This window comes from Shinella zoogloeoides, assembly GCF_003574625.1.
Lineage (GTDB): Bacteria > Pseudomonadota > Alphaproteobacteria > Rhizobiales > Rhizobiaceae > Shinella > Shinella zoogloeoides_A.
In genome coordinates, this window is sequence record NZ_QNUJ01000006.1 from 385,575 (window position 1) to 408,550 (window position 22,976).

The following is a 22,976-nucleotide window of genomic DNA, read 5'->3' on the forward strand; positions in this document are numbered from 1 at the left end:
GGGTTGGAGCGTTTTCGCGATTCGAGGAAAAGCGGAAATGCCCTAAGTGCCTGAAATGTCACGGTCGGCCGTAAAGATTGTATTTAACATTTCGCGGTAATCTTCCGTTAGTAATTCCGTCCATGTGTCGAAAGGGCGGGGCTTCGGTTTGTTTTGCGTGCGAGTGCCAATGCGTCTTTCGGTCCTGACAGCGATCCTCCTCGGCTGCGCCTCCCTGGCCGGCTGCGCATCGAGTGCGACCCCGGAAACGGTGCTGGCGGTCAAGCCCTCGCGCGAGACCACGAGCTCCGTCACCAAGGGCGGCGGGCCGGTGCCGGAAGTGGCCGTCGGCCAGAGCAGGGTGAAGGCCGACGACGCGGAGGAAATGCTCGCCTGGGCAGGGCCGATCCCGGAAACCCACGTCTTCGAGACGGTGACGAAACAGTCCGCCATTCCCTCCGAGCGTCCGGCCGATTCCGCGACGATGACCGAAATGCCGACCCGGCGCCTCGGCAAGCGCTCGCGCGTCTACAGCCAGCAGTTCCGCGATGCTCATCCGATCAATTTCGGCAAGCGCGCGCCGCGGCACTATCAGGTGCATGGCGTCGACGTCTCGCGCTGGCAGGGCGATATCGACTGGATGCGGCTGCGCACGCAGGGCGCCAACTTCGCCTTCATCAAGGCGACCGACGGCGGCGACCATCTCGATCCGATGTTCCAGAAGAACTGGCGCCAGGCCAAGGAAGCCGGCATCCGGCGCGGGGCCTATCACTTCTTCTACTGGTGCCGGGTCGCAAGCTCGCAGGCCGAATGGTTCATCCGCAACGTGCCGAAGGACCCGGATGCGCTGCCGCCGGTGATCGATGCCGAATATAACGGCGATTCCGCCTGCAAGAAGCGCCTGTCGCGCGCGAAATATGTCGAGAAGATCCGCGTCTTCGCCGAAATGCTGGAACGGCACTACGGCAAGCGGCCGATCATCTATACCGCGCCGGACTTCTACGAAGACAATCTGTCTGGCGAATTGAAGGACTATCATTTCTGGCTGCGCTCGGTCGCCGCGCATCCGTCGCAGCGCTATCCGAACCGCCGCTGGCTGTTCTGGCAATATTCCGGCTCGGGCCTGTCGCATGGCGTGACGGGCAGGATCGACCTCAACGTTTTCTCCGGCAGCGAGAACGACTGGCACAACTGGCTCGCGGGCCAGTCCACCTGAACGGGACGATCTATTTCCGTTTCTGCGGATAGATCGTCTCGCCGTTCTTCAGCATCTCCACGAATGTCTCGATCTTGCGCCTGCGCGCGGCTTCCGTCTTCAGATTGTGGACGCGGAAGGCGAGGGCGAAGCGGTTCTGCTCGGTGAGCCTGCCGAGCATTTCGGCGGCGGCCGGTTCCGCGTCGATGGCGACTTGCAGGTCCGGCGGAATCTTCAGGTTCTTGCCGCTGCCATAGGCCCTGTCCCAGCGCCCATCGGCTTTTGCGGCCTCCACATGCTTCAGGCCATGTTCCGTCATGCGGCCATCCGCGATCAGCCGGCCGACCGTATCGACGTTCTTCTTGCTCCAGACGCTCTTGCGGCCGCGCGGGCTGTAGCGCTGGAGGAAGCTCTTGTCGTCCAGCCCCTTGCGGATGCCGTCGATCCAGCCCCAGCAGAGCACGGCCTCGATCGCCTCTTCCGGGTTGATGGATTGAAGGCCCGAGGCGCGCTTGTGAATCCGGATCCAGACTTCCGGCGCCTTGTCGTGGTTGTCCGAGAGCCAGCGGCAGAAGCTTTCCGGGTCGGGAAATTCGCGGACATGGGCAGGGTCGATTTCCACAGGCGCCATCGTTTTCTGCCCTCCCGGCATGGTCCAGCGTGGCCGCTTTGCATCTGTCCGCGACTATGCGGGGCGGATGCCGAAGATGTGATGCTCCCGCTTCTTGCCAGCCCCTTCCTGCTTTGGCTAGCCATCGGCTCCAACACGTTTTCATTGGAGTCGATATAGAGAATGCCTACGGTGTGCACTTTGTCGCGCAGAGCCTTCTTCCTGGGCGCCGCCGCGACGCTCGCAGGATGCGCAACCACGGAAACCTCGACCAGGACCGTCCCGCTTCCCCAGAAGGTCAGCTATCCGATCGTGCCGGCAACGGACGAGGAGCTGGCGGCGCGCTATGCCGCCGTCGAGGATGGCGGCCATCTCATCCCGGCGATCCCTTACAAGGAGATCGATCCGAGATACTACCGCCAGCGCGTCAAGGACCCGACCGGCGAGCCGGCAGGCACGGTGGTGGTCGATACGGCCACGCGCTTCCTCTATGTCGTAGAACCGGGCGGCACGGCGATGCGCTACGGCGTCGGCATCGGCCGTGACGGTTTTGCCTGGGAAGGCGAGGGTGTCATCCAGTGGCGCCAGCCCTGGCCGCGCTGGAAGGTGCCGGACGACATGATCAAGCGCCAGCCGAGCCTTGCCCGCTATTCCGTCGAGAATGGCGGCATGGATCCGGGCGTCAAGAACCCGCTCGGCGCTCGCGCGCTCTACATTTTCCAGAACGGCAAGGACACGCTCTACCGCCTGCACGGCTCGCCGGAATGGAGGTCCATCGGCAAGGCGACCTCTTCGGGCTGCGTGCGGCTGGTCAACCAGGACGTGCTCGATCTCTACAAGCGCGTGCCCTACCACGCGCGCATCGTCGTGCATCAGGGCGGGCTGGGGTCCGTCTGAGCAAGTCCAGCAAAAGCGTGAGGCGGTTTTGCGTCCGGAATTGCGCTGAGCAGAGCTAGACGACGGTCTCGCCGCCGTCCACCACGAGGATCTGGCCGGTCATGTAGCTTGACCGGTCGGAGACGAGGAAGAGGATCGGTTCGGCGATCTCCTCGACATTCGCCCAGCGGCCCATGGGCACCTTTTCCCGGATATAGTCCTCGATGGCGCCGCGCCCGCCCATCTGGTCGATGAAGGGGGCGTTGAAGGGCGTGTCGACCCAGCCGGGGCAGAGCGCGTTGACGCGGATGCCGTGGCGGGCATAGTCGCCGGCCATCTGCTTCGTCATGGCGATGACTGCATGCTTGGTCGTCGTATAGGCGATCATCTCGCGGTCGTAGAGCACGCCTGACGAGGAGGAGGTGTTGAGGATGACGCCTTTTCCCTGCGCCTTCATGGCCGGCATGACGAGGCGGGCCGCCATGAGATGGGCGCGCACATTGAGGTTCCAGGAAAGATCCAGCCCGTCGAGCGCAACGCTTTCGAGATCGCCGGCAACCTGCGCGCCCGCATGGTTGTGCAGGATGTCGATGCGGCCGTGGCGCGAGAGCACGCCGGCAATCGCCATCTTCAGTTCCACGTCGTCGGTGACGTCGAGGATGACGGCCTCGGCCGTGCCGCCCTCGCTGCGGATGAGATCGACCGTCTCGCCGGCCCGCGTCTCGTCGCGGTCGGCGACGCAGACGGTCGCGCCCTCGCGCGCCATGATGCGCGCGCCGGCCCGGCCGATGCCGGAGCCGGCCCCGGTGACGATGGCGACACGGTTCTTCAGGATCATCTGTTATTCTCCGGCAGGCGATTTCGTTTTCTTTTCCCGCATGAGGAGGCGGGCGACGAGAATGAGGAAGAGCGAGGCGACCAGCACCATCGTCGCGATGGCGTTGACCTCCGGCGTCACGCCGCGGCGGATCGAGGCGAAGACGTAGATCGGCAGCGTCGTCTTGGAGCCCGCGACGAAGAAGGCCACGATGAAATCGTCGAAGGAGAAGGTGAAGGCGAGCAGGAAGCCGGCCAGCACCGAAGGCAGGATCTGCGGCAGGACGATATCGCGGAAAGTGGTGAAGGGCGTGGCGTAGAGATCGGCCGAGGCCTCGACGATATCGCGCCCGAGCGTGGCGATGCGCGCCTTCACGATCATCGTCACGAGCGCCATGGTGAAGAGGCCGTGCGCGGCGATGATCGAGCCGTAGCCGAGGCCGAGCTGCGGCGGCTTCTCGCCCGGCCAGAGCGAGGCGATGGCCGGATTGACGACGCCGAAGACCGCGACGAGCGCGACCAGCGTCGCGATGCCGATGACGACGCCCGGCACGACGATGGCGGCGGCCAGCAGGCCGTCGAAGAGGGCGCGGGTGCGCGCGCCGAGGCGTTCCAGGCCAAGGGCGGCCATGGTGCCGAAGACGGCGGCGAGCGTGGCGCTGGTAAAGGCGATGATCAGGCTGTTCTGCAACGCGGCGACAAGGAACGGATTGGCGAGCGCCTTGCCGTACCATTGCGTCGAGAAGCCGGTGAACTCGCTGGCATTGCGCCCCGCATTGAAGGAGAACAGCACGACCAGCGCGATGGGCGCGTAGAGGAACAGGTAGACGGAGGTTATCAGCGCGCGCATCAGACGAGGTCCACCTGTCTCGTGCCGGAGATTTTCCAGGCGATGCGCATGGCGACCATCAGCACCACGACCACGATGGCGACCAGCGTGACGGCGATGGCCGAGCCGAAGGGCCAGTTGCGCGATTGCAGGAAGAGGTCGACCAGCGCATTGCCGATGAAGAAGACCTTGCCGCCGCCGAGAAGCTGCGGAATGAGATATTCGCCGAGCAGCAGGATCGTCACGAGCGCGACGCCCGTCATGACGCCCGGCAGCGAGAGCGGCAGGGTGACGGAGAAGAAGGTCGAGACGGGCTTCGCGCCGAGATCGGCCGAAGCCTCCAGCAGCCGGCGGTCGAGCTTTTCGAGGCTGACATAGATCGGCATGATCATCAGCGGCAGGTAGCCGTAGACGATGCCGAGCAGCACGGCGCCGGGCGTGTTGAGCAGGCGCACGTTCTCGATGCCGATCATGTCGAGGAGGTTCGGGATGCCACGCGAGCCGAGGATGTACATCCAGGCATAGGTGCGCACCAGAAGGCTCGTCCAGAACGGTACGACGACCAGCGAGACCAGCAGCAGCCGGTGGCGCGGGCTTGCCTTGACGGCGAGGTAATAGGCCGTCGGATAGGCGACGAGCAGGCAGAGGAAGGCGCCGACCGGCGCCAGCATCAGCGTGTTCCAGTAGGCGGCGGAACGGGCCGGCAGGTTGGCATATTGCGCAAAGGTGAAGGCCGCCTGGTAACCGCCCGCCGGTCCGCGCTCGCCGACGGAGAAGACCACCATGGCGATGAAGGGCAGTACCAGGAAGACGAACAGCCAGAGGGAGGCCGGCGCCAGCAGCGCCGTCGTCACCAGCCGTCTTTTCGCCGTCGTCGTCAGGGGCATTGCGTCGATCCTGTTGCGAATTGCGAGGGTCGCCCCTCATCTGGCCTGCCGGCCACCTTCTCCCCGCAAGCGGGGAGAAGGAAAAACATTGCGGCATACTCCCTCTGATCTCCCCCCTTGTGGGGGAGATGTCGGCGAACCGACAGAGGGGGGTAGCAACGGCGCAGCCAGGACGACGATCCGGCGGGGGCAGGTGGGTGCCACACCCCCCTCTGCCCTGCCGGGCATCTCCCCCACAAGGGGGGGGAGATCGGCAGGTCGGAACGGCTTCCCGTGCTTTGTTACGCTGACTTGAACCGCGCCATCAGTTCCGCGCGCGCCGGGTCGGTGAGCGTCACGGCAGCGCCGAATTCCAGCGGGGTCAGCGCTGCCTCGTCGGGATAGACGATCTTGTTGCCGGTGATCTCGGCCGGCAGCAGGGCAATGACGCGGCTGTCGGTGGTAGGCGCGCCGTTGGCGATGTGCTCCTTCACCGCATGCTGCGGGTCCATCAGGTAGTTGAGCAGCGCGTAACCCGCCGGCTTGTTGGCGGCGGCCTTCGGCACGGCGTAGAAGTCGGACCAGATCTCGCCGCCGTCGGAGCCGAGCGTGAAGTGGATTTCCGGGATGTCGCGGTTGAGCTGCGCGCCGTCGTTGGTCCAGCACATGGTCATCCAGGCGTCGGTGGCGCGCATGGAGGGCTGGTAGTCGCTGTTGATGGCGTAGAGGTGCGGCTTGACCTTGATCAGCAGCTCCTCGGCCTTGGCAAGCTCCTCGGGCTTGACCGAGTTGAAGGAGAAGCCGAGCGAGACGAGGGCATTGCCGATGGTGGTGAGCTGGTAGTCGTGCACCATGGCGCGGCCGTCCGCCTCGGTCATGGCGATCTCGAAGAATTCCTTCCAGCTCGTGACCTTGGACTTCACCTTGTCGGAATTGACGGCAATGCCGGTCGTGCCCCAGTTCTTCGGCAGCGCATAGACCTTGCCGTCGACCGTGCCCTCATTGGTGAAACGTACATTCTGGGTCTTCTGGTCGAAGTTCGGCACCTTGGAAAGATCGAGCGGATCGATCAGGCCGAGGCCGGCATAGGTGGAGATCGTGTAGTTCGTGGGAACGAAGAGGTCCCAGCCGGTGCCGCCGGCCTGGAGCTTGGCCAGCATCTCCTCGTTCGAGCCGAAGACGTTGACCTCGACGGCGACGCCCGTCTCGGCGGTGAAGGCCTCGAAGGTCGCGGGGTCGTGATAGTTCGGCCAAGTGGCGATGGACATGGCCGAGCCGAGATCTTCCTGCTGCGCATAGGCGGCCGAATTGAAGAGGCCGGGCTGGCGGGCGAGCACGGCGGCGGCAAGGCCGAGGCCGGTGACGCCGAGGAAGTGGCGGCGCGTGACGGAGCCGCGCTTCAGGCGCATGAATTCTTCCGTCAGCTCATGGGCGCTGATCGGGGCATTGTCTCTGAACCATTTCGACATCACACTGTTCCCTTGTGTTTGGGGCCTGTTTCCCCTCAGGCCGGAAAGATATGCGCTGTGCCGGGATCGAAGCTGATTGCGACCCGTTCGCCCGGCGCGACGAGGTCGTTTTCCGACTGGTTATGGCGTTCGGCGGTGACGAGGAGGTCGCCCAGCCCGTCGATGGCGATGGAATATTCGGCGGCCGAGCCGAGGAAGATGCGGTGGGTGACGGTGCCCTCCAGCGTCGTCGCGCCCTCCGCGCCGCGCGCAAGGCGGATCGCCTCCGGGCGGAGCGCCACGGTGACGGCGCCCGGCGCAAGATCGCCGCGCGGGGCGGGCAGGGCCGTGCCGTTGCCGAGGCGGATGGTGCCGCCGGTCTCCAGCGTGCCGTCGAAACGGTTGGTCTTGCCGACGAAATCGGCGACGAAGAGATCGGCCGGGCGGTCGTAGACCTCCTGGGGCGTCGCGAGCTGGCGGATGCGGCCGGCGCTCATGACGCAGACGAGGTCGCTCATCGACAGCGCCTCCTCCTGGTCATGGGTGACGAGAACGAAGGTGATGCCGAGGTCGCGCTGGAGCGTCTGCAGCTCGATCTGCATGGCGGTGCGCAGCTTCTTGTCGAGGGCCGCGAGCGGCTCGTCGAGGAGGAGCACGGAGGGCTTGTTGACGAGGGCGCGGGCGAGCGCCACGCGCTGCTGCTGGCCGCCGGACATTTCATGGATGCGGCGCCTGGCGAAGCCGGAAAGCCGTACCATTTCCAGCGCCTCGCCGACGCGGCGCGATATCTCCCCGGCCGGCAGCCGCGGGCGGAGCTGCTTCAGGCCGTAGGCGACGTTCTTCTCCACGTCGAAATGCGGGAAGAGCGCATATTGCTGGAAGACCATGTTGACCGGGCGGCGATAGGCCGGCACGCCGTTGGCGACATTGCCGGCGATCAGGACCTCGCCCTCGCTCGGCTGCTCGAAGCCGCCGATCATGCGAAGGCAGGTCGTCTTGCCGCAGCCGGACGGGCCGAGCAGCGCGACGAAGGCGCCCTTCGGCACGGAAAGGTTTATGTCGGAGACCGCGGTCACCGCGCCATAGCGCTTGGTCACCGACCGGAACTCGATGTCGTTCGTGGAGGCGGATGTCACGTCTGTTCCCTGCGGTTGTTGCGTTGAAGCGATCTTGCGCCGCTTTAGCCACCGTCGGGAAGGATGCTAGTCAGCCGCCGGTGGACGGTATATACCCCGAGAGAGGTATTTTATCCGTAAACCGGCTATGGAAGGAGTATATCCCGGCGCGGCGAAAAACGTGCGCCGCAAGGGGATCGGGGGAGCATCAGCGTCATGCGGGTCGATTTCACGGCACTCTTCCGCACGCTCGCCGACTGGACGGATGCGGCGGAACGCTCCGACGGGCAGGCGGGCGAAGCCCTGCTGGCGATGACGCGGGCGCTCGTGCGCTTCGACGACATGGTCATCTTCGCCTATCGCGACAAGGCCCGGCCGATCGACCTCTTCAGCACCTTCGATGCGGACGATTACCATGTCTTCGTGACGCTTTATCAGGTGGGGCCGTACCTGCTCGATCCGTTCTACCACACGGCACGGGCGGGCCGGGCCGGCGTCTTCCGCATGCGGGAGCTCGCGCCGGACCGCTTCTTCTCCAGCGAATACTACCGTACCTACTACTCGCAGACGCGGCTTGCCGAGGAACTGGGCTTCTTCGTGCCGGTAGGCGACGGCGTCACGGTGGTCGTCTCGCTGATGCGGCGCGAGAAGACGGGGGTATTCCCCGCCGCCGAATTTGCGCTTCTGGCGGATGCCGAACCCCTCGTCGCCGCCTTCGTGCGCCAGGCCTGGAGCGGCCTTGCGGAACGCTTCGCGCTTGCGGGGCAAGGGCGCGGGCGGCGCAGCGAGCCGGTGAGCGCGGCGGACAAGGTCTGGCGCAAGCTCAACCTCACCGACCGCGAGGCCTCGATCATCGAGCTCGTGCTGCAAGGGCATTCATCGGAATCGATCGGGCTCAAGCTCGATATCTCGACGGGGACGGTGAAGGTTCACCGGCGGAACGTCTACCGCAAGCTGGGGATCTCGTCGCAGATCCAGTTGCTGTCGATCTATCTGAAGAATTTGCAGGCTTAGACGCAGGAGAGGGGACGGAAAAGCCCGGCATCGCTGCCGGGCTTCCAGAGTCTTTTCAGCGGTTTATCGATTCGCCTTCACGAGCCGATTCCGGTTCTTGAGAAACCGATTCAGGAAACCGCCGCCAGCGCCACCTGCGCCCGTGCGTCGAGGATCTGGCGGGCGGCGTGGGCGGCTTCCTTGCCCTTGATGACGAAGTGGTCGCGGAAGAAGGCGATATGGGCTTCCGATTCCTGGAAGTTGTGCGGCGTCAGCACGGCCGAGAGCACCGGAACGTTCGTATCGAGGCCGACGCGCACGATGGCGTCGACCACAGTGCCGGCGACGAAATCGTGGCGGTAGATGCCGCCGTCGACGACGAGGGCGACGCCGAGGATGGCCGAGTAGCGGCCGGTCTTCGCGAGGAGCTGGGCGTGCAGCGGGATTTCGAGGGCGCCCGGCACGTCGATCACGTCGACGTCCTCGACCCGCCCGCCGAGGGCCTGCCATTCGGCGATGAAGGATGTGACCGCCTGGTCGACGATGCCGGCGTGCCAGCGGGCACGGATGACGGCGATGCGGGCGGAGGGGGTGGCATTGGCATTCATATGTCTTGGCCTTTCAAGGGTTGAGCCATTTTTCAACGGGTCCCTTGGGCGAACACGCACGAGGCCGGCCCATCGCGGAACGGGCCTCCTGCTTGCTCTCTTCCATCCGGACTGTGACCGTCGGCTCCGGCATCGCACCGGATCTGCTGACCCTTCCTCGCGGAAGGCGCTCGCGGGCTCCCGGATCGCTCCGGATACCGCCGGTGGGGAGTTCCGCCCCGCCCTGAGAACGATGGGAGATTAAACGGCAATCGCCCGCAGATCAAATCCGCGGGCGACGCAAAAAACACGATTCACGACAGATTTTTCCACGCCTTCGGTAAGGCGTGGAATGGACGTTCAGTCGTGGATGACCAACAGGTCGCCGGCGGTGAAGCGCAGCGTCACCGTTTCGCCGACAGCCGGCGGCACGAGGCCGGGGCTGTTGAACATGTCGAAGGAGATGACGCTGCCGCCGACCTTCATGCGGGTGCGGATGACCGAGCCGAGGAAGTTGGAGGAGACGACCTCGCCGGAAAGCGCGGTATCGCCCTTGGCGTCGGGGGCGATGGAGCCGGCCTCGGGGCGCAGCGCCAGCGATACCGTGTCGCCGGCCTTGGCGTTGCCGAGGGGCTCGCGGAGCGTCACGCCCTGGTCGCCGATGGTGACGCGGTTCGCGGCCGCGTCCACCACCTTCGCCTCGATGAGGTTGAGCGTGCCGACGAAGCCGGCGACGAAGCGGGTGGAGGGGTGGTTGTAGATTTCGGCGGGGGTGCCGATCTGGTCGGCCTTGCCGGCATTCATGACGACGATGCGGTCGGAGATCGACAGCGCCTCTTCCTGGTCATGCGTGACGAAGACCGTGGTGATGCCGAGCTGCTGCTGGATCATGCGGATTTCCTCGCGCAGCGACACGCGGATCTTGGCGTCGAGGGCCGAGAGCGGCTCGTCGAGGAGGAGGACCTGGGGCTTCGGGGCAAGCGCGCGGGCGAGCGCCACGCGCTGCTGCTGGCCGCCGGACATCTGGTAGGGGTAGCGGTCGGCGAGATGGTCGAGCTTGATGAGGCCGAGCATCTCCTTGACGCGGGCGTCGATCTCGGCCTTCGGCCGGCCGGCGACCTTGAGGCCGAAGGCGACGTTTTCCGCGACGTTCATGTTCGGGAAGAGCGCATAGGCCTGGAAGACCATGCCGATGTTGCGCTGGTTCGGGCGAAGGTTCGCCTGGCTCTTGCCGTTGATCGTTATCGTGCCGCCCGAGGGCGTCTCGAAGCCGGCGATCATGCGCAGGATGGTGGTCTTGCCGCAGCCGGACGGGCCGAGGAAGGAGATGAACTCGCCCTTCTCGATGGCCATGTTGAAGTCCTTGACGACCTGCACCGGGCCGAAGGACTTCTGGATGCTGGAGAGTGTGAGGAAACTCATGGGAAATCCTTAGACGGGGCTTTGCGCGCCCTTCTGGAAGCGCGAGACGAGCTGGATCAGGCCGAGGCAGCCCCAGGTGATGGCGAAGGCGATCACGGCGAGCGCGGCCGGCTCATAGGCCCGGTTGGCGCCGAGAAGCTGCATGTAGGGGCCGAAGGCCGGGCGGTTGAGGAGGGCGGCCATGGTGAACTCGCCGATGACGATGGCGAAGGTCAGGAAGGCGCCCGACAGGACCGCGACGAGCACGTTCGGCAGGATGATGCGGGTGAGGATCGTCGTCCAGCCGGCGCCCAGACTCTGGGCGGCCTCCGTCAGCGTGGTGATGTCGATGGAGCGCAGGCCCGTATCCACCGCGCGGTACATGTAGGGCAGCGACAGCGTGGCATAGCCGAACATCAGGAGGATGTTGGTGCCGGTGATCGAGCCGGTCAGCGGCAGCCAGCTCGAGGTGTTGTAGAGCCGGATATAGCCGAAGACGATGACGATGGCCGGGATGACCAGCGGCAGCAGCGTGACGAATTCGACATAGGGCCGGAGGCCCGGCAGCTTGAGGCGCACCCAGTAGGCCGTCGGCACGACGAGGAGCACGCCGAAGGCGATGGTGAACAGCGCCATCACGACGGAATAGGTGAAGGTCTCCTGGAAGCGCGGATCGCCGAGCACGACCGCATAGGCATCGAAGGAATAGACCCCGCGGCGCATCTTCAGCGAGAAGTTCGTCATGCCGAGGAGCGGCAGGATGAAGTAGAGCAGCCCGACGATGAGGGCGCCCCAGGCCCAGAACTTCTTCATTTCAGCCACCTTTCGCTGCGCGCGCGCAGCCAGATGTAGATCGTGTTGGCGATGCCGGTGACGACGATCATGCCGAAGGCCAGCGCATAGCCGAGATGGGGATTGCCGAGCACGTCGCCGCGGATCTGCGCGAAGAGCAGGATCGGCACGATGGAGAGCGAGGAGCCGGTGAGCGCGATGGCGGTCGCGACGGCGCCGAAGGCATTGGCGAAGAGCAGCGCGAGCGTGCCGAGGAAGGAGGGCAGCAGGATCGGGAAGGCCACCATGCGCCAGTATTGCGCGTTGGTCGCGCCGAGGATCTGCGCCGCCTCGCGCCATTCGCGCTTGAGGCCGTCGAGCGCGGGCGTGATGATGAGGATCATCAGCGGGATCTGGAAGAACAGGTAGGTGACCGTCAGTCCCCAGAAGGAAAGGATGTTGAAGCCGAGCGCGCGCAGGTCGATGCCAAGCTGGGTCTTCAGGAACACCGTGACGAGGCCGACCGGGCCGAGGGTCGCCAGGAACGCGAAGGCGAGCGGTACGCCCGCGAAGTTGGAGGCGACGCCCGAGAAGGTCAGCAGCGGGCCGCGGATCCATTTCGGCAGGCCGCCGAGCACCACGGCGGCGGCGACCGAAAAGCCGATCAGGCAGCCGAGCAGGGCGGAGGCGATGGAGATCTTGATGGAGATCCAGTAGGCCGACATGATCGACGTCGTGAACAGCCCGCGGATATTGTCCAGCGTGAAGCCGCCGTCCGGCGTCTGGAAAGCGCCGATCACGATGCGCATCGTGGGCATGATCAGGAACAGCAGGACGAAGATCGCGAAGGGCGCCGCGCCGAGCCAGTGCAGCGGAAGGCGCAACGGCGCCTTCGTCGACTGTTTCGCGGCAGAGCTGTCTGAAGACATTGGGTTAGCCTCGTGGGGTTGCCGTCTTGGCATACCGCGGTCGCCGCCCCGGCCGGAAGACCGGGGCGGCGGGGATGTGGTTTACTGCACGTTCGCGCCGACCACGCTGTCCCAGGCGCCGGTCACGGCGGCCTGGTTGGCGTCGACTTCCTCGAGCGTCGGGAAGTAGGCCTTCTCGTAGGCAGCGGCCGGCGGCAGCGCGTCGATCAGGTCCTGCGGAACCTTGCCGGCCTTGACCATGGCGTTGAAGCGAACCGGATGGCAATAGCCCTTCAGCCAGCCGACCTGGCCTTCGTCGGAATAGAGATGCTCCATCCACAGCTTGGCGGCGTTCGGATGCGGCGCGTAGGCCGAGATGCCCTGGACGTAGACGCCGGCGAGAACGCCCGTTTCCGGAACGACGACCTCGGTCGGCGGGTTGCCGTTGAGGGTCTTGGCCCAGCTCAGTGCGTTATAGTCCCAGGCGACGACGATCGGGGTCGAGCCCTGGGCGAGCGTGCCGGACTTGCCGATGACCGGAACGAAGTTGCCGGCCTTGTTCATCTCGGCGAAATAGGAAAGGCCTGCTTCGCCGGCTTCCTTGCCCGCCTTCGCGCCCTTGCCGAGGCCGGCGGCGAGAACGCCGAGGATGGCCTGGTTGGAAGCGCGCGGGTCGCCGGCAAGCGCCACCTGGCCGGAATATTCAGGCTTCAGGAGGTCGGCCCAGTCCTTCGGCGAATTGGTGACGATGTCCTTGTTCACGAAGAAGGACATCACGCCGTAATAGTCGCCGTACCAGTAGCCTTCGGCGTCCTTGACGTTGTCCGGGATCTCGTCCCAGGTGGAGACCTTGTAGGGCTGGAGCAGGCCTTCCGCCTTGGCGGAGGGGCCGAAGGCGAGGCCGACGTCGATCACGTCGGGCGACTGCGGGCCCTTGTTGTCCTTGTTGGCCTTGATGGCCTCGATCTCGTCGGCCGAGCCGGCATCCGGGTTCAGTTCGTTGACCTGGATTTCCGGATACTTGGCCTTGAAGGCAGCGATGACGTCGCCGTAGCCGCACCAGTCGTGCGGAAGGGCGACCGTGGTCAGCATGCCTTCCTTCTTGGCGGCTTCGATGAGTTCCGCGCTCGGCTCTGCGAAGGCGAGCGTGGAGGAGGCGACCACCAGGGCGGTGGAAAGCGAAAGCAGGCGTCTCGTCTGTGACATCACGGGTGTTCTCCTTTTGTGTGTCAGGCGGCGAAGGGTGATTACTTGCGGCAGATGAAGCTTACGTGACAGTTTAGTCCCGTTTTTTCCCATATGGATTCAAGGCTTGGCGGTAACCTCCGGCCGGGGCTTGCGAAAGAGCCGGCTGGCCTCGAAAAGGCCCTCCAGCGTCTTCATGCGGTCGCTAGTCTCCTCCCAGCCCGAGCTCTGGACGGCCTCGATCAGCGCCTCGACGATGAACAGCGTCACGACGGACGAATCCCAGGCCGACGGCGCCTCGATATGGACGCGGAAGACCTTCGCCGCGACCTTGGCGACGGGCGAGGCCCAGGGGTCCGTGAAGAGCACGATCTCCACGCCACGCTCGCGGGCGACGCGCCCGAGCGTCTCCATCTCCTGCTCGTAGCGGCGGATGTCGAAGATCACCAGCACGTCGCCGGCCTTCATGTTGAGTACGTAATGCGGCCAGGAGGCGGGATTGGAGGCGATCTGCGTGACGTTCGGGCGGATGACCTGAAGATGGGTGAAGAGATAGTCCGCGAGCGCCTTCGTGATGCGTCCGCCGATGATGTAGATGCTGCGCTGGCGGTCGGCGAGCAGGGCGCTCGCGCCGTCGAATTCGGCGGTCTCCACATGCGCCAGTGTCTGGCGCATGTTGGTCATGATCGCGTCGGCGAAGCGGTTGAGGATATGCGTGCCAGGCGCGTTCGCGGCCCAGCGGTCGTGCTTGGTGATCGGGCTGGAGAGCGTGGTCTCCAGTTCGTGGTGCAGGCGCGCCTGGAAATCGGGAAAGCCGCGGAAGCCGAGCTTCTGCACCATGCGCGCGACCGTCGGCGTCGACACGCCGGCGTTTTCCGCGACCGTCGTGATGCTGCCGAGGCCGGAGACGGGGTAATTGTCGAGCAGTGATGCGGCAAGCTGCTTTTCGGCACGCGTCAGCGTATCGAAATGAGCATGGATCACATCCGACACCGTCATGGATGCTGTGTTGGGCGTCAAGTTTATTCCCCTGCGCTCCGGTCTGGTGCCGGAGTTTGGAAAATTAAACATCGCTGTCACAATTGGAGTCAAATGATTTTTTGAAGAGATTTTTTCAATGTGCGGTTGACAGCGGCAAAATGGTGAAGAATTCTCTTCATCAACGATAAAGGCCGGTCGAGGGGATCAGGCTCATGGGAATTCTGAGTGTGGAGGAGGGCGATCCTGTCGCCCTGGAGAATGCCGTTGCCCGCGGTCCGGTCATCCTGGTCTGTGAGCACGCATCGCGCGTCTTGCCGAAGTCTCTCGGTACGCTGGGCCTTTCCGAAGAGGCGCTGGCCAGTCACATCGCCTGGGATCCGGGGGCGCTCGCCGTCTCGCGCCTGATGGCCGAAAGCCTCGATGCGACACTGCTCTTCCAGCGCTTCTCCCGTCTCGTCTACGATTGCAATCGCCCGCCGGAATCGCCTGCCGCCATGCCGGAAAAGAGCGAGGTGTTCGACGTGCCGGGCAATGCCGGGCTCGACCGGGCGGCGCGCGATGCGCGCACCGAGGCGCTTTATCTGCCTTTCCGCGAAAAGCTCTCCGGCCTCGTGAAGGCGCGGATCGCCGAGGGCCGGCCGCCGGTCATCGTGACCATGCACAGCTTCACGCCGGTCTATTTCGGTGCGCCGCGCGCCGTCGAGATCGGCATTCTGCACGACACCGACGCGCGCCTCGCCGACGCCATGCTGGAGGCTGCGGCGGCCGACGGACGCTATGACGCCCGCCGCAACGAGCCCTACGGGCCGGATGACGGCGTGACGCATACCTTGAGGGAGCACGGCCTTTCCAACGGCCTTGCCAATGTCATGATCGAGGTCCGCAACGACCTCATCCGAGACGAAGCCGGCCAGAGGGTCGTGGCCGGCTATCTGACGGGACTGCTCGCCAAGAGCCTTCCCGCAATCAATCAATAACCGGCCCGGGGAAATGCCGTGGAAACGGAAATGAACACGAACTGGAGAGGCCAAGCGGATGCTTGCGTTGATTTATCGGAGGTCCGGCCCGGCTGATGCCGCCGCTGCCAAGGGAGGCAACGGTCATGCCTGATTTCATCAAGAGCTATGTACGTTTCGTCGACACGTTCAACCGGCGTGTCGGTATTTTTGCGATGTATCTGATTTTCGCGATGTTCGCGATCCTGCTTTATTCATCCGTCTCGAAGGCCTTCCATCTGCCGGCCAACTGGACGCTGGAATCCGCCCAGTTCACCATGGCGGCCTACTATATGCTGGGCGGCGCCTTCGCGATGCAGACGGGTGACCATGTCCGCATGGACCTGTTCTACAGCCAGTGGTCGGTGCGCCGGCGCGCGGCCTTCGATTCGGTCACGGCCATCGCGCTGATCGTCTTCCTCGGCTTCATGCTGTTCGGCGGCATCGCTAGCACGACCTATGCCATCCAGTTCAAGGAAAAGAGCTTTTCCGCCTGGGCGCCCTATATGGCGCCGATCAAGATCGTGATGACCTTCGGCGTCGTGATGATGCTCGCGCAGGCCATCTCCTCGCTCTTCAAGGATATCGCCGAGTTGCGGGGAAGGCCCATCGCATGAGCTATGAATTCATCGCAATCACGATGTTCGCCGGCATGATGGTGCTGCTGCTCACCGGGCAGCGCGTCTTTGCCGTCATCGGTTTCGTCGGCGTCGTCGCGGCCTTCCTGCTATGGGGTACGGGCGGCTCGGAAATGGGCTTCGCCTCCGCCATGAAGCTCGTCAAATGGTACCCGATGCTGACGGTGCCGATGTTCGTCTTCATGGGCTACATGCTCTCGGAATCGGGCATCGCGGAAGACCTCTACAAGGCGTTCCACGTCTGGATGGGGCCGATCAACGGCGGCCTCGCGCTCGGCACCATCGGCCTCATGGTCATCATCTCGGCGATGAACGGCCTTTCCGTCGCCGGCATGGCGATCGGCGCCACCATCGCGCTGCCGGAGCTGCTGCGCCGCGGCTACGACAAGGTGATGACGACGGGCGTGGTGCAGGGCGGCTCGACGCTTGGCATCCTTATCCCGCCGAGCATCGTGCTCGTGCTCTACGGCATGATCGCCCGCGTTCCGGTCGGCCAGCTCTGGCTCGCCGGCGTCTTCCCGGGCCTCCTGATGGCGGCGCTGATGGCGATCTACGTCTATGTCCGCTGCCGGATCAATCCGTCCCTCGGGCCGGCCTTGCCGGCGGAGGACCGCAAGGTGCCGATGGGCGAGAAGCTGAGGCTTCTGACCGCCGGCATCCTTCCGCTCGGCATCTTCACGTTGATGATGTGGCTGTTCCTTAGCGGCATCGCCAGCCTCGTGGAGGCTTCGGCGATCGGCGCGATCTCCTCGGCGCTGGTCGCCTGGCAACGCGGCCGCCTGACGCGGCGGCTGTGGAGCGACGTTCTGCAGAAGACGCTCGGCATCAGCTGCATGTTCATGTGGATCCTGATCGCCTCGCTCTGCTTCGGCGCCGTCTTCGACGGTCTCGGCGCGGTCAAGTCCATCGAGCGCTTCTTCCTCGGCGACCTCGGCCTCGAGCCCTGGCAGGTGCTGGTGCTGATGCAGCTCTCCTTCCTCATCATGGGGATGTTCCTCGACGACACGGCGATGCTCGTCATCGTGGCGCCGCTCTACATTCCGCTGGTGCAGAAGCTGGGCTTCGACCTTGTCTGGTACGGCGTGCTCTACACGATCACCTGCCAGATCGCCTACATCACCCCGCCCTTCGGCTACAACCTGTTCATGATGCGCGCCATGGCGCCGCCCGGCATCACCATGCGGGACATCTATGCGTCGATCTGGCCGTTCGTCGGCATCATGATCGTGAGTCTGCTCATCATCGGCCTGTTCCCGGATATCGCGACATGGCTGCCGGAGCACTTCTACGCCAAGGGGCAATGACGAATACCGCCCCGGCGGCAGACGCCGGGGCAGCCACATGAGGCCGCACAGAAGAAAAGAAGACCATGCCGCCGGAAGCAACGGCCGTTCCGGGGCAGATGCGAAAACGAACCAGAGGGAAAGAGATATGACCAATAGAAGGCAATTTCTGACGCGGGCCGGGGCGGTTACGATCGGAGCCGGTGCCGCTACGCTTTCCGCGCCCGCCATCGTGAGGGCCCAGGAGGCCATCAAGTGGCGCTTCCAGACCTATGCGGGCGCCGCGCTCGGCGAGCACGTCACCAAGCCCATTGTCGATGCGATCAACGCCTCCGCCAAGGGCGAGCTGGAGATCGAGCTCTACTTCGCCGACCAGATCGTGCCGACGGGCGAGCTCTTCCGCGCGCTCCAGGCCGGCACCATCGACGCCGTGCATTCTGATGACGATTCCATGGCCTCGCCGGCGGATGTCGCCACCTTCGGCGGCTATTTCCCGCTCGCCACCAAGCAGATCCTCGACGTGCCGGTGCTGTTCAAGCAGTACGGCCTCGCCGATATCTGGCGCTCGTCCTACGAGAAGGTCGGCGGCGTCGTGTGGCTGTCGTCTTCCGGTCAGGATCCGTGCCACTTCAACACCAAGAAGGCCATCACCTCGGTCAAGGATCTGGAGGGGCTTCGCCTCTACACCTTCCCGACGGCCGGCCGCTTCCTCAGCCAGTTCGGCGTCGTGCCCGTCACGATCCCCTACGAGGACGCGCAGGTCGCCGTGCAGACCGGCGAGCTCGACGGCATGGCCTGGTCGGGCATCACCGAGGACTACACGGTCGGCTGGGCCGATGTGACGGACCACTTCCTGACCAACAACATCTCGGGCGCCTGGATCGGCTCGTTCTTCGTCAACGAGAAGAAGTGGGCCGAGCTGCCGGACCACCTGAAGAAGCTTGTCATGGCCGCCATCGAGGCCGGCAACAACTACCGCGACCAGTGGTACTGGGGCGGCGAGGCGAAGCTGCGCGCCGAAGGCACGAAGCTGAAGCTCACCAGCGTTCCGACCGAGGAATGGAAGGTCGTCGAGGACGCCGCCAAGGTCTTCTGGAAGGAGATCGCCGAACAGAGCGAGACGGCCGCCAAGGTCGTCAAGATCTTCGAGGACTATAACGGCGTGATCAACAAGGCCGGCCCGCCCTACGTCAACGGCTGACGCCACGACTTCGGACCGGGCCCTTGTCGGCCCGGTCCGGTACGACGCCATAACCCCGCAGGACCACCCCGATGACCGTGACCTATACATTCGATGACCTGAAGAAGGATGTGGCCGAGGGCCGCATCGACACCGTTCTGGCATGCCTCGTGGACATGCAGGGGCGCCTGATGGGCAAGCGTTTCCACGCGCAGTTTTTCGTCGAGGGCGCCTACGAGGAAACGCATAGCTGCAATTACCTGCTGGCGACCGATATCGAGATGGAAACAGTGCCGGGCTACAAGTCGACGGGCTGGTCCGCAGGTTACGGCGACTACACGATGAAGCCCGACCTTTCGACGCTGCGCAAGCTTCCCTGGCTGGAGGGCACGGCGCTGGTGCTCTGCGACGTGCTCGACCATCACACGCATGAAGAGGTGCCGCATTCGCCGCGCGCCGTCCTGAAGAAGCAGGTCAAGCGCCTCGAGGCGATGGGCCTCAAGCCCTTCATGGCGAGCGAACTGGAATTCTACCTGTTCGACCAGACCTACGACCATGCCCGCGAGAGCGGCTACCGCGACCTCCAGCCGGCCAGCGGCTACAACGAGGACTACCACATCTTCCAGACCACCAAGGAAGAGGATGTCATGCGCGCGCTGCGCAACGGGCTGCAGGGCGCCGGCATTCCGGTCGAGAACTCCAAGGGCGAGGCCTCGCCCGGCCAGGAAGAGATCAACGTGCGCTATGCCGAGGCGCTGACCATGGCGGACCGGCACTCGATCATCAAGAACGCCACCAAGGAGATCGCCTGGCAGCGCGGCAAGGCCGTGACGTTCCTTGCCAAGTGGAACTACAACGCCGCCGGCTCCTCCTCGCATATCCACCAGTCGCTCTGGAGCCTCGACGGCAAGGAAGCGAAGTTCTTCGACAGGGAGGCCAAATACGGCATGTCGGAGATGATGCGCATGTATGTGGCGGGCCTGCTCGCCCATGCCAGCGAGATCACTTATTTCCTCGCGCCCTATATCAACTCCTACAAGCGCTTCGTCGCGGGCACCTTCGCACCGACCAAGGCGATCTGGAGCAAGGACAACCGCACGGCCGGCTACCGCCTGTGCGGCGAGGGCACGAAGGGCATCCGCATCGAATGCCGCGTCGGCGGCTCGGACCTCAATCCCTACCTCGCCATGGCGGCGCTGCTGGCCGCCGGCATCGCAGGCATTGAGGGGAAGTTCGAGCTGGAAGCGCCCTTCGAGGGCGACGCCTATGGCGGCAAGGACATTCGCGAGATTCCCAAGACGCTGCGCGACGCGGCTGCGGCCCTGAAGGGGTCGGAGATGTTGCGCGACGCCTTCGGCGACGACGTGGTCGATCACTATGTCCGCGCGGCCGAATGGGAGCAGGAAGAGTACGATCGCCGCATCACCGACTGGGAGGTGGCGCGCGGCTTCGAGAGGGCGTAGAAGCGTTTCGGGAACTGCCCCTCACACTGACCCTCTCCCCGCAAGCGGGGAGAGGGGACCCGGCCTGCGAAAGGGTTCGGTCAGGGATATGCCGCATGGCGGATGAGGGGCGGCCGAGCGCCAGAGACTGAAATTCCGATAGAACCAACAGGAAGTCGATCATGACTGTGATCAAATGCATATCCCCCGTGGACGGCTCGGTCTATGCCGAGCGCGAGGCGATGCCGCTGGCCGTCGCGCAGGCCGCTGTCGCCCGTGCGAAGAAAGCGCAGAAGGCCTGGGCGAAGCGCCCGCTGGAAGAGCGCATCCAGCTCGTCCTCAAGGGCGTCGCCCGCGTCAACGAGATGGCCGACGAGATCGTACCGGAAATCGCCTGGCAGATGGGTCGTCCGGTCCGCTACGGCGGCGAGTTCAAGGGTTTCAACGAGCGCTCCAACTATGTCGCCGAGATCGCGGGCTCCTCGCTTGCGCCGATCGTCATCGAGGAGAGCGACCGTTTCGAGCGCCGCATCGAGCGTGAGCCGCACGGCGTCGTCTTCGTCATCGCGCCGTGGAACTACCCCTACATGACGGCGATCAACACGATCGCCCCGGCGCTGATGGCCGGCAATACGGTCATCATCAAGCATGCCGCGCAGACGCTGCTGGTCGGCGAAAGGCTGGTGCGCGCCTTCAACGAGGCGGGCGTGCCGGAGGACGTCTTCCAGAACGTCTTCCTCGACCATGACACGACCTCGGCGCTGATCGCCGCCAACTCGTTCGATTTCATCAACTTCACGGGCTCCGTCGAAGGCGGCCGGTCCATCGAGCGCGCCGCCGCCGGCACCTTCACGCCGGTTGGCCTCGAACTCGGCGGCAAGGATCCGGGCTATGTCATGGAGGACGCCGATCTCGACGCCGCCGTCGACACGCTGATGGACGGCGCGACCTACAATTCGGGCCAGTGCTGCTGCGGCATCGAGCGCATCTATGTCAACGAGAAGCTCTATGACGCCTTCGTCGAGAAGTCCGTCGCCTGGGTCTCCAACTACAAGCTCGGCAATCCGCTCGATCCGGAAACGACGCTCGGCCCGATGGCGCACAAGCGCTTCGCCGCGACCGTGCGCTCGCAGATCGCCGATGCGGTCTCCAGGGGCGCCAAGGCGCTGGTCGACCCGAAACTCTTCCCGGCCGATGACGGCGGCGCCTATGTCGCGCCGCAGATCCTCGTCGATGTCGATCACTCCATGGAATTCATGAAGGAAGAGACCTTCGGCCCGGCCGTCGGCATCATGAAGGTAAAGAGCGACGAGGAAGCGCTCGCCCTGATGAACGACTGCAAATACGGCCTGACCGTCTCGCTCTGGACGAAGGACAGCGAACGGGCTGCCCGCATCGCCCGCGACCTCGAAACCGGCACCGTCTTCCAGAACCGCGCCGACTATCTCGACCCGGCGCTGTGCTGGACGGGCGTCAAGGAAACGGGCCGTGGCGGCTCGCTCTCCGTCATCGGATTCCACAACCTTACCCGTCCGAAATCCTACCACTTCAGGAAAGCTTGAACAGAATGACCATCACCGCCAACTGGAGCTACCCGACCGCGATCAAGTTCGGCGCGGGCCGGATTAAGGAACTGGCCGACCACTGCAAGGCGGTCGGCATGAAAAAGCCGCTGCTCGTCACCGACCGCGGCCTCTCGACCATGGCGATCACGCAGAACGCGCTCGACATCCTGGAGGCCGCAGGCCTCGGCCGGGCGATGTTCGCCGAGGTCGATCCGAACCCGACCGACAGGAACCTCGAAGCCGGCGTGAAGGCCTTCAAGGCCGGCGGCCATGACGGCGTCGTCGCCTTCGGCGGCGGCTCCGGTCTCGACCTCGGCAAGGCCGTCGCCTTCATGGCCGGCCAGACGCGCCCGGTCTGGGATTTCGAGGATGTCGGCGACTGGTGGACCCGCGCCAATTCCGACGGCATCGCGCCCATCGTCGCCGTGCCGACGACGGCCGGCACCGGCTCGGAAGTCGGCCGCGCCTCCGTCATCACCAATTCCGAGACGCACACCAAGAAGGTGATCTTCCATCCGAAGTTCCTGCCTTCGGTGACGATCTGCGACCCGGAGCTGACGGTCGGCATGCCGAAGGTCATCACCGCCGGCACCGGCATGGACGCCTTCGCCCATTGCCTCGAAGCCTATTCCTCGCCCTTCTACCATCCGATGAGCCAGGGCATCGCGCTCGAGGGCATGCGCCTCGTCAAGGAATACCTGCCGCGCGCCTACAAGGACGGCACGGATATCGAGGCCCGCGCCAACATGATGTCGGCCGCCGCCATGGGCGCCGTCGCCTTCCAGAAGGGCCTCGGCGCGATCCACTCGCTGTCGCACCCGGTCGGCGCGATCTACAACACGCATCACGGCATGACCAACGCCGTCGTGATGCCGCCAGTGCTGGCCTTCAACCGGCCGGCCATCGAGGCGAGGATCGCCAGCGCCGCCGCCTATCTCGGCATCGCTGGCGGTTTCGACGGCTTCTTCGACTATGTGCTGCGCCTGCGCGAAGAGGTCGGCGTGCCGGACAAGCTCGCTGCGCTCGGCGTCGGCACGGACCGCATCGACGAGATGGCCGCCATGGCCATCGTCGACCCGACGGCCGGCGGCAATCCGGTGGAGCTGACGCTCGATGCGGCCAAGAAGCTCTTCATCGAGTGCATCTGATTTCTTACCGTTAACAAGTTACAGAGGCCCGGAAAACGTTGTTTTTCCGGGCTTATACATTACGAGGCCGGATCATCGGTTATGATGATCCGGCCTCGTTTGTCATTTGGGTGATCGCAACACCTTGGTGACGATGCGCAGAGCGGTTGGTCCTTCCGGGCCTGA

Annotated in this window: 22 protein-coding genes and 1 riboswitch; of the genes, 10 read left to right on the plus strand and 12 right to left on the minus strand. The window is 64.7% G+C overall.

Translation table 11 applies throughout. The features are described 5' to 3' along the window. Positions 1-169 precede the first annotated feature (169 nt). The gene (locus tag DSD28_RS14685; protein WP_119257142.1) at positions 170-1,195 is read left to right on the plus strand and encodes a glycoside hydrolase family 25 protein; all 1,026 of its coding nucleotides are present in this window, start codon (positions 170-172) and stop codon (positions 1,193-1,195) included. Positions 1,196-1,205: 10 nt separating this feature from the next. On the opposite strand, the gene DSD28_RS14690 is transcribed toward DSD28_RS14685, so the two are convergent. Further along, entirely contained in the window at positions 1,206-1,805 is a 600-nt protein-coding gene (locus tag DSD28_RS14690) for a YdeI/OmpD-associated family protein (protein ID WP_119257143.1), read from the minus strand. 162 nt (positions 1,806-1,967) lie between these two features. Between DSD28_RS14690 and DSD28_RS14695 the strand changes: the two genes are divergently transcribed. Next, positions 1,968-2,681: a L,D-transpeptidase gene (locus DSD28_RS14695; RefSeq protein WP_119257144.1), complete on the plus strand. Its 714-nt coding sequence runs from the start codon at positions 1,968-1,970 to the stop codon at positions 2,679-2,681. Between the two features lie 55 nt (positions 2,682-2,736). Here the strand turns inward: DSD28_RS14695 and DSD28_RS14700 are convergent, their stop codons facing one another. From DSD28_RS14700 to DSD28_RS14720, 5 genes are all read right to left on the minus strand, one after another. After that, the gene (locus tag DSD28_RS14700; RefSeq protein WP_119257145.1) at positions 2,737-3,498 is read right to left on the minus strand and encodes an SDR family NAD(P)-dependent oxidoreductase; all 762 of its coding nucleotides are present in this window, start codon (positions 3,496-3,498) and stop codon (positions 2,737-2,739) included. Between the two features lie 3 nt (positions 3,499-3,501). Then, entirely contained in the window at positions 3,502-4,326 is an 825-nt protein-coding gene (locus tag DSD28_RS14705; protein WP_119257146.1) for an ABC transporter permease, read from the minus strand. Further along, entirely contained in the window at positions 4,326-5,192 is an 867-nt protein-coding gene (locus DSD28_RS14710) for an ABC transporter permease (RefSeq protein ID WP_119257147.1), read from the minus strand. Before DSD28_RS14710 ends, DSD28_RS14705 begins: the two co-directional genes overlap by 1 nt. A 281-nt stretch (positions 5,193-5,473) precedes the next feature. Further along, positions 5,474-6,640: a polyamine ABC transporter substrate-binding protein gene (locus tag DSD28_RS14715; RefSeq protein WP_119257148.1), complete on the minus strand. Its 1,167-nt coding sequence runs from the start codon at positions 6,638-6,640 to the stop codon at positions 5,474-5,476. A 35-nt stretch (positions 6,641-6,675) separates the two neighbouring features. Next, positions 6,676-7,755, minus strand: coding sequence for an ABC transporter ATP-binding protein (locus DSD28_RS14720; RefSeq protein ID WP_119257149.1), 1,080 nt, complete (start codon positions 7,753-7,755; stop codon positions 6,676-6,678). A 291-nt stretch (positions 7,756-8,046) separates the two neighbouring features. Here DSD28_RS14720 and DSD28_RS14725 point away from each other — a divergent pair, with 291 nt between their 5' ends. Further along, the gene (locus tag DSD28_RS14725) at positions 8,047-8,748 is read left to right on the plus strand and encodes a helix-turn-helix transcriptional regulator (RefSeq protein ID WP_432430865.1); all 702 of its coding nucleotides are present in this window, start codon (positions 8,047-8,049) and stop codon (positions 8,746-8,748) included. A gap of 110 nt (positions 8,749-8,858) precedes the next feature. Here DSD28_RS14725 and DSD28_RS14730 read toward each other — a convergent pair whose 3' ends face one another. The 6 genes from DSD28_RS14730 to DSD28_RS14755 form a co-directional block, all read right to left on the minus strand. After that, complete coding sequence (locus DSD28_RS14730; protein ID WP_119257151.1) at positions 8,859-9,335, minus strand: 6,7-dimethyl-8-ribityllumazine synthase; 477 nt, start codon at positions 9,333-9,335, stop codon at positions 8,859-8,861. A gap of 90 nt (positions 9,336-9,425) precedes the next feature. Continuing rightward, positions 9,426-9,570: riboswitch (FMN riboswitch) on the minus strand. A gap of 104 nt (positions 9,571-9,674) precedes the next feature. Then, positions 9,675-10,736, minus strand: coding sequence for an ABC transporter ATP-binding protein (locus tag DSD28_RS14735; protein ID WP_119257152.1), 1,062 nt, complete (start codon positions 10,734-10,736; stop codon positions 9,675-9,677). 9 nt (positions 10,737-10,745) lie between these two features. After that, complete coding sequence (locus tag DSD28_RS14740) at positions 10,746-11,528, minus strand: ABC transporter permease (RefSeq protein WP_119257153.1); 783 nt, start codon at positions 11,526-11,528, stop codon at positions 10,746-10,748. Further along, positions 11,525-12,415, minus strand: coding sequence for an ABC transporter permease (locus tag DSD28_RS14745; RefSeq protein ID WP_119257154.1), 891 nt, complete (start codon positions 12,413-12,415; stop codon positions 11,525-11,527). Before DSD28_RS14745 ends, DSD28_RS14740 begins: the two co-directional genes overlap by 4 nt. 81 nt (positions 12,416-12,496) lie before the next feature. Beyond that, on the minus strand, positions 12,497-13,603 hold the full coding sequence (locus DSD28_RS14750) for an ABC transporter substrate-binding protein (protein ID WP_119257155.1): 1,107 nt from the start codon (positions 13,601-13,603) through the stop codon (positions 12,497-12,499). 96 nt (positions 13,604-13,699) lie between these two features. Continuing rightward, complete coding sequence (locus DSD28_RS14755) at positions 13,700-14,578, minus strand: MurR/RpiR family transcriptional regulator (RefSeq protein WP_205536209.1); 879 nt, start codon at positions 14,576-14,578, stop codon at positions 13,700-13,702. A gap of 194 nt (positions 14,579-14,772) precedes the next feature. Between DSD28_RS14755 and DSD28_RS14760 the strand changes: the two genes are divergently transcribed. The 7 genes from DSD28_RS14760 (at position 14,773) to DSD28_RS14790 (ending at position 22,811) form a co-directional block, all read left to right on the plus strand. Continuing rightward, entirely contained in the window at positions 14,773-15,537 is a 765-nt protein-coding gene (locus DSD28_RS14760) for an N-formylglutamate amidohydrolase (protein ID WP_119257157.1), read from the plus strand. 125 nt (positions 15,538-15,662) lie between these two features. Continuing rightward, positions 15,663-16,172: a TRAP transporter small permease subunit gene (locus DSD28_RS14765; protein WP_119257190.1), complete on the plus strand. Its 510-nt coding sequence runs from the start codon at positions 15,663-15,665 to the stop codon at positions 16,170-16,172. After that, on the plus strand, positions 16,169-17,497 hold the full coding sequence (locus tag DSD28_RS14770) for a TRAP transporter large permease (protein WP_119257158.1): 1,329 nt from the start codon (positions 16,169-16,171) through the stop codon (positions 17,495-17,497). Before DSD28_RS14765 ends, DSD28_RS14770 begins: the two co-directional genes overlap by 4 nt. A 127-nt stretch (positions 17,498-17,624) precedes the next feature. Beyond that, positions 17,625-18,677 carry a TRAP transporter substrate-binding protein gene (locus tag DSD28_RS14775; RefSeq protein WP_119257159.1) on the plus strand — a complete coding sequence of 351 codons (1,053 nt, stop codon included), beginning with the start codon at positions 17,625-17,627 and terminating at the stop codon, positions 18,675-18,677. A 71-nt stretch (positions 18,678-18,748) separates the two neighbouring features. After that, positions 18,749-20,119, plus strand: coding sequence for a glutamine synthetase family protein (locus DSD28_RS14780; protein ID WP_162911408.1), 1,371 nt, complete (start codon positions 18,749-18,751; stop codon positions 20,117-20,119). 161 nt (positions 20,120-20,280) lie between these two features. Further along, positions 20,281-21,660 (plus strand): aldehyde dehydrogenase family protein, encoded by a 1,380-nt coding sequence (locus DSD28_RS14785; protein ID WP_119257160.1) that lies wholly within the window; start codon positions 20,281-20,283, stop codon positions 21,658-21,660. 5 nt (positions 21,661-21,665) lie between these two features. Further along, positions 21,666-22,811 carry an iron-containing alcohol dehydrogenase gene (locus tag DSD28_RS14790; RefSeq protein ID WP_119257161.1) on the plus strand — a complete coding sequence of 382 codons (1,146 nt, stop codon included), beginning with the start codon at positions 21,666-21,668 and terminating at the stop codon, positions 22,809-22,811. The last annotated feature ends 165 nt before the right edge of the window (positions 22,812-22,976 follow it).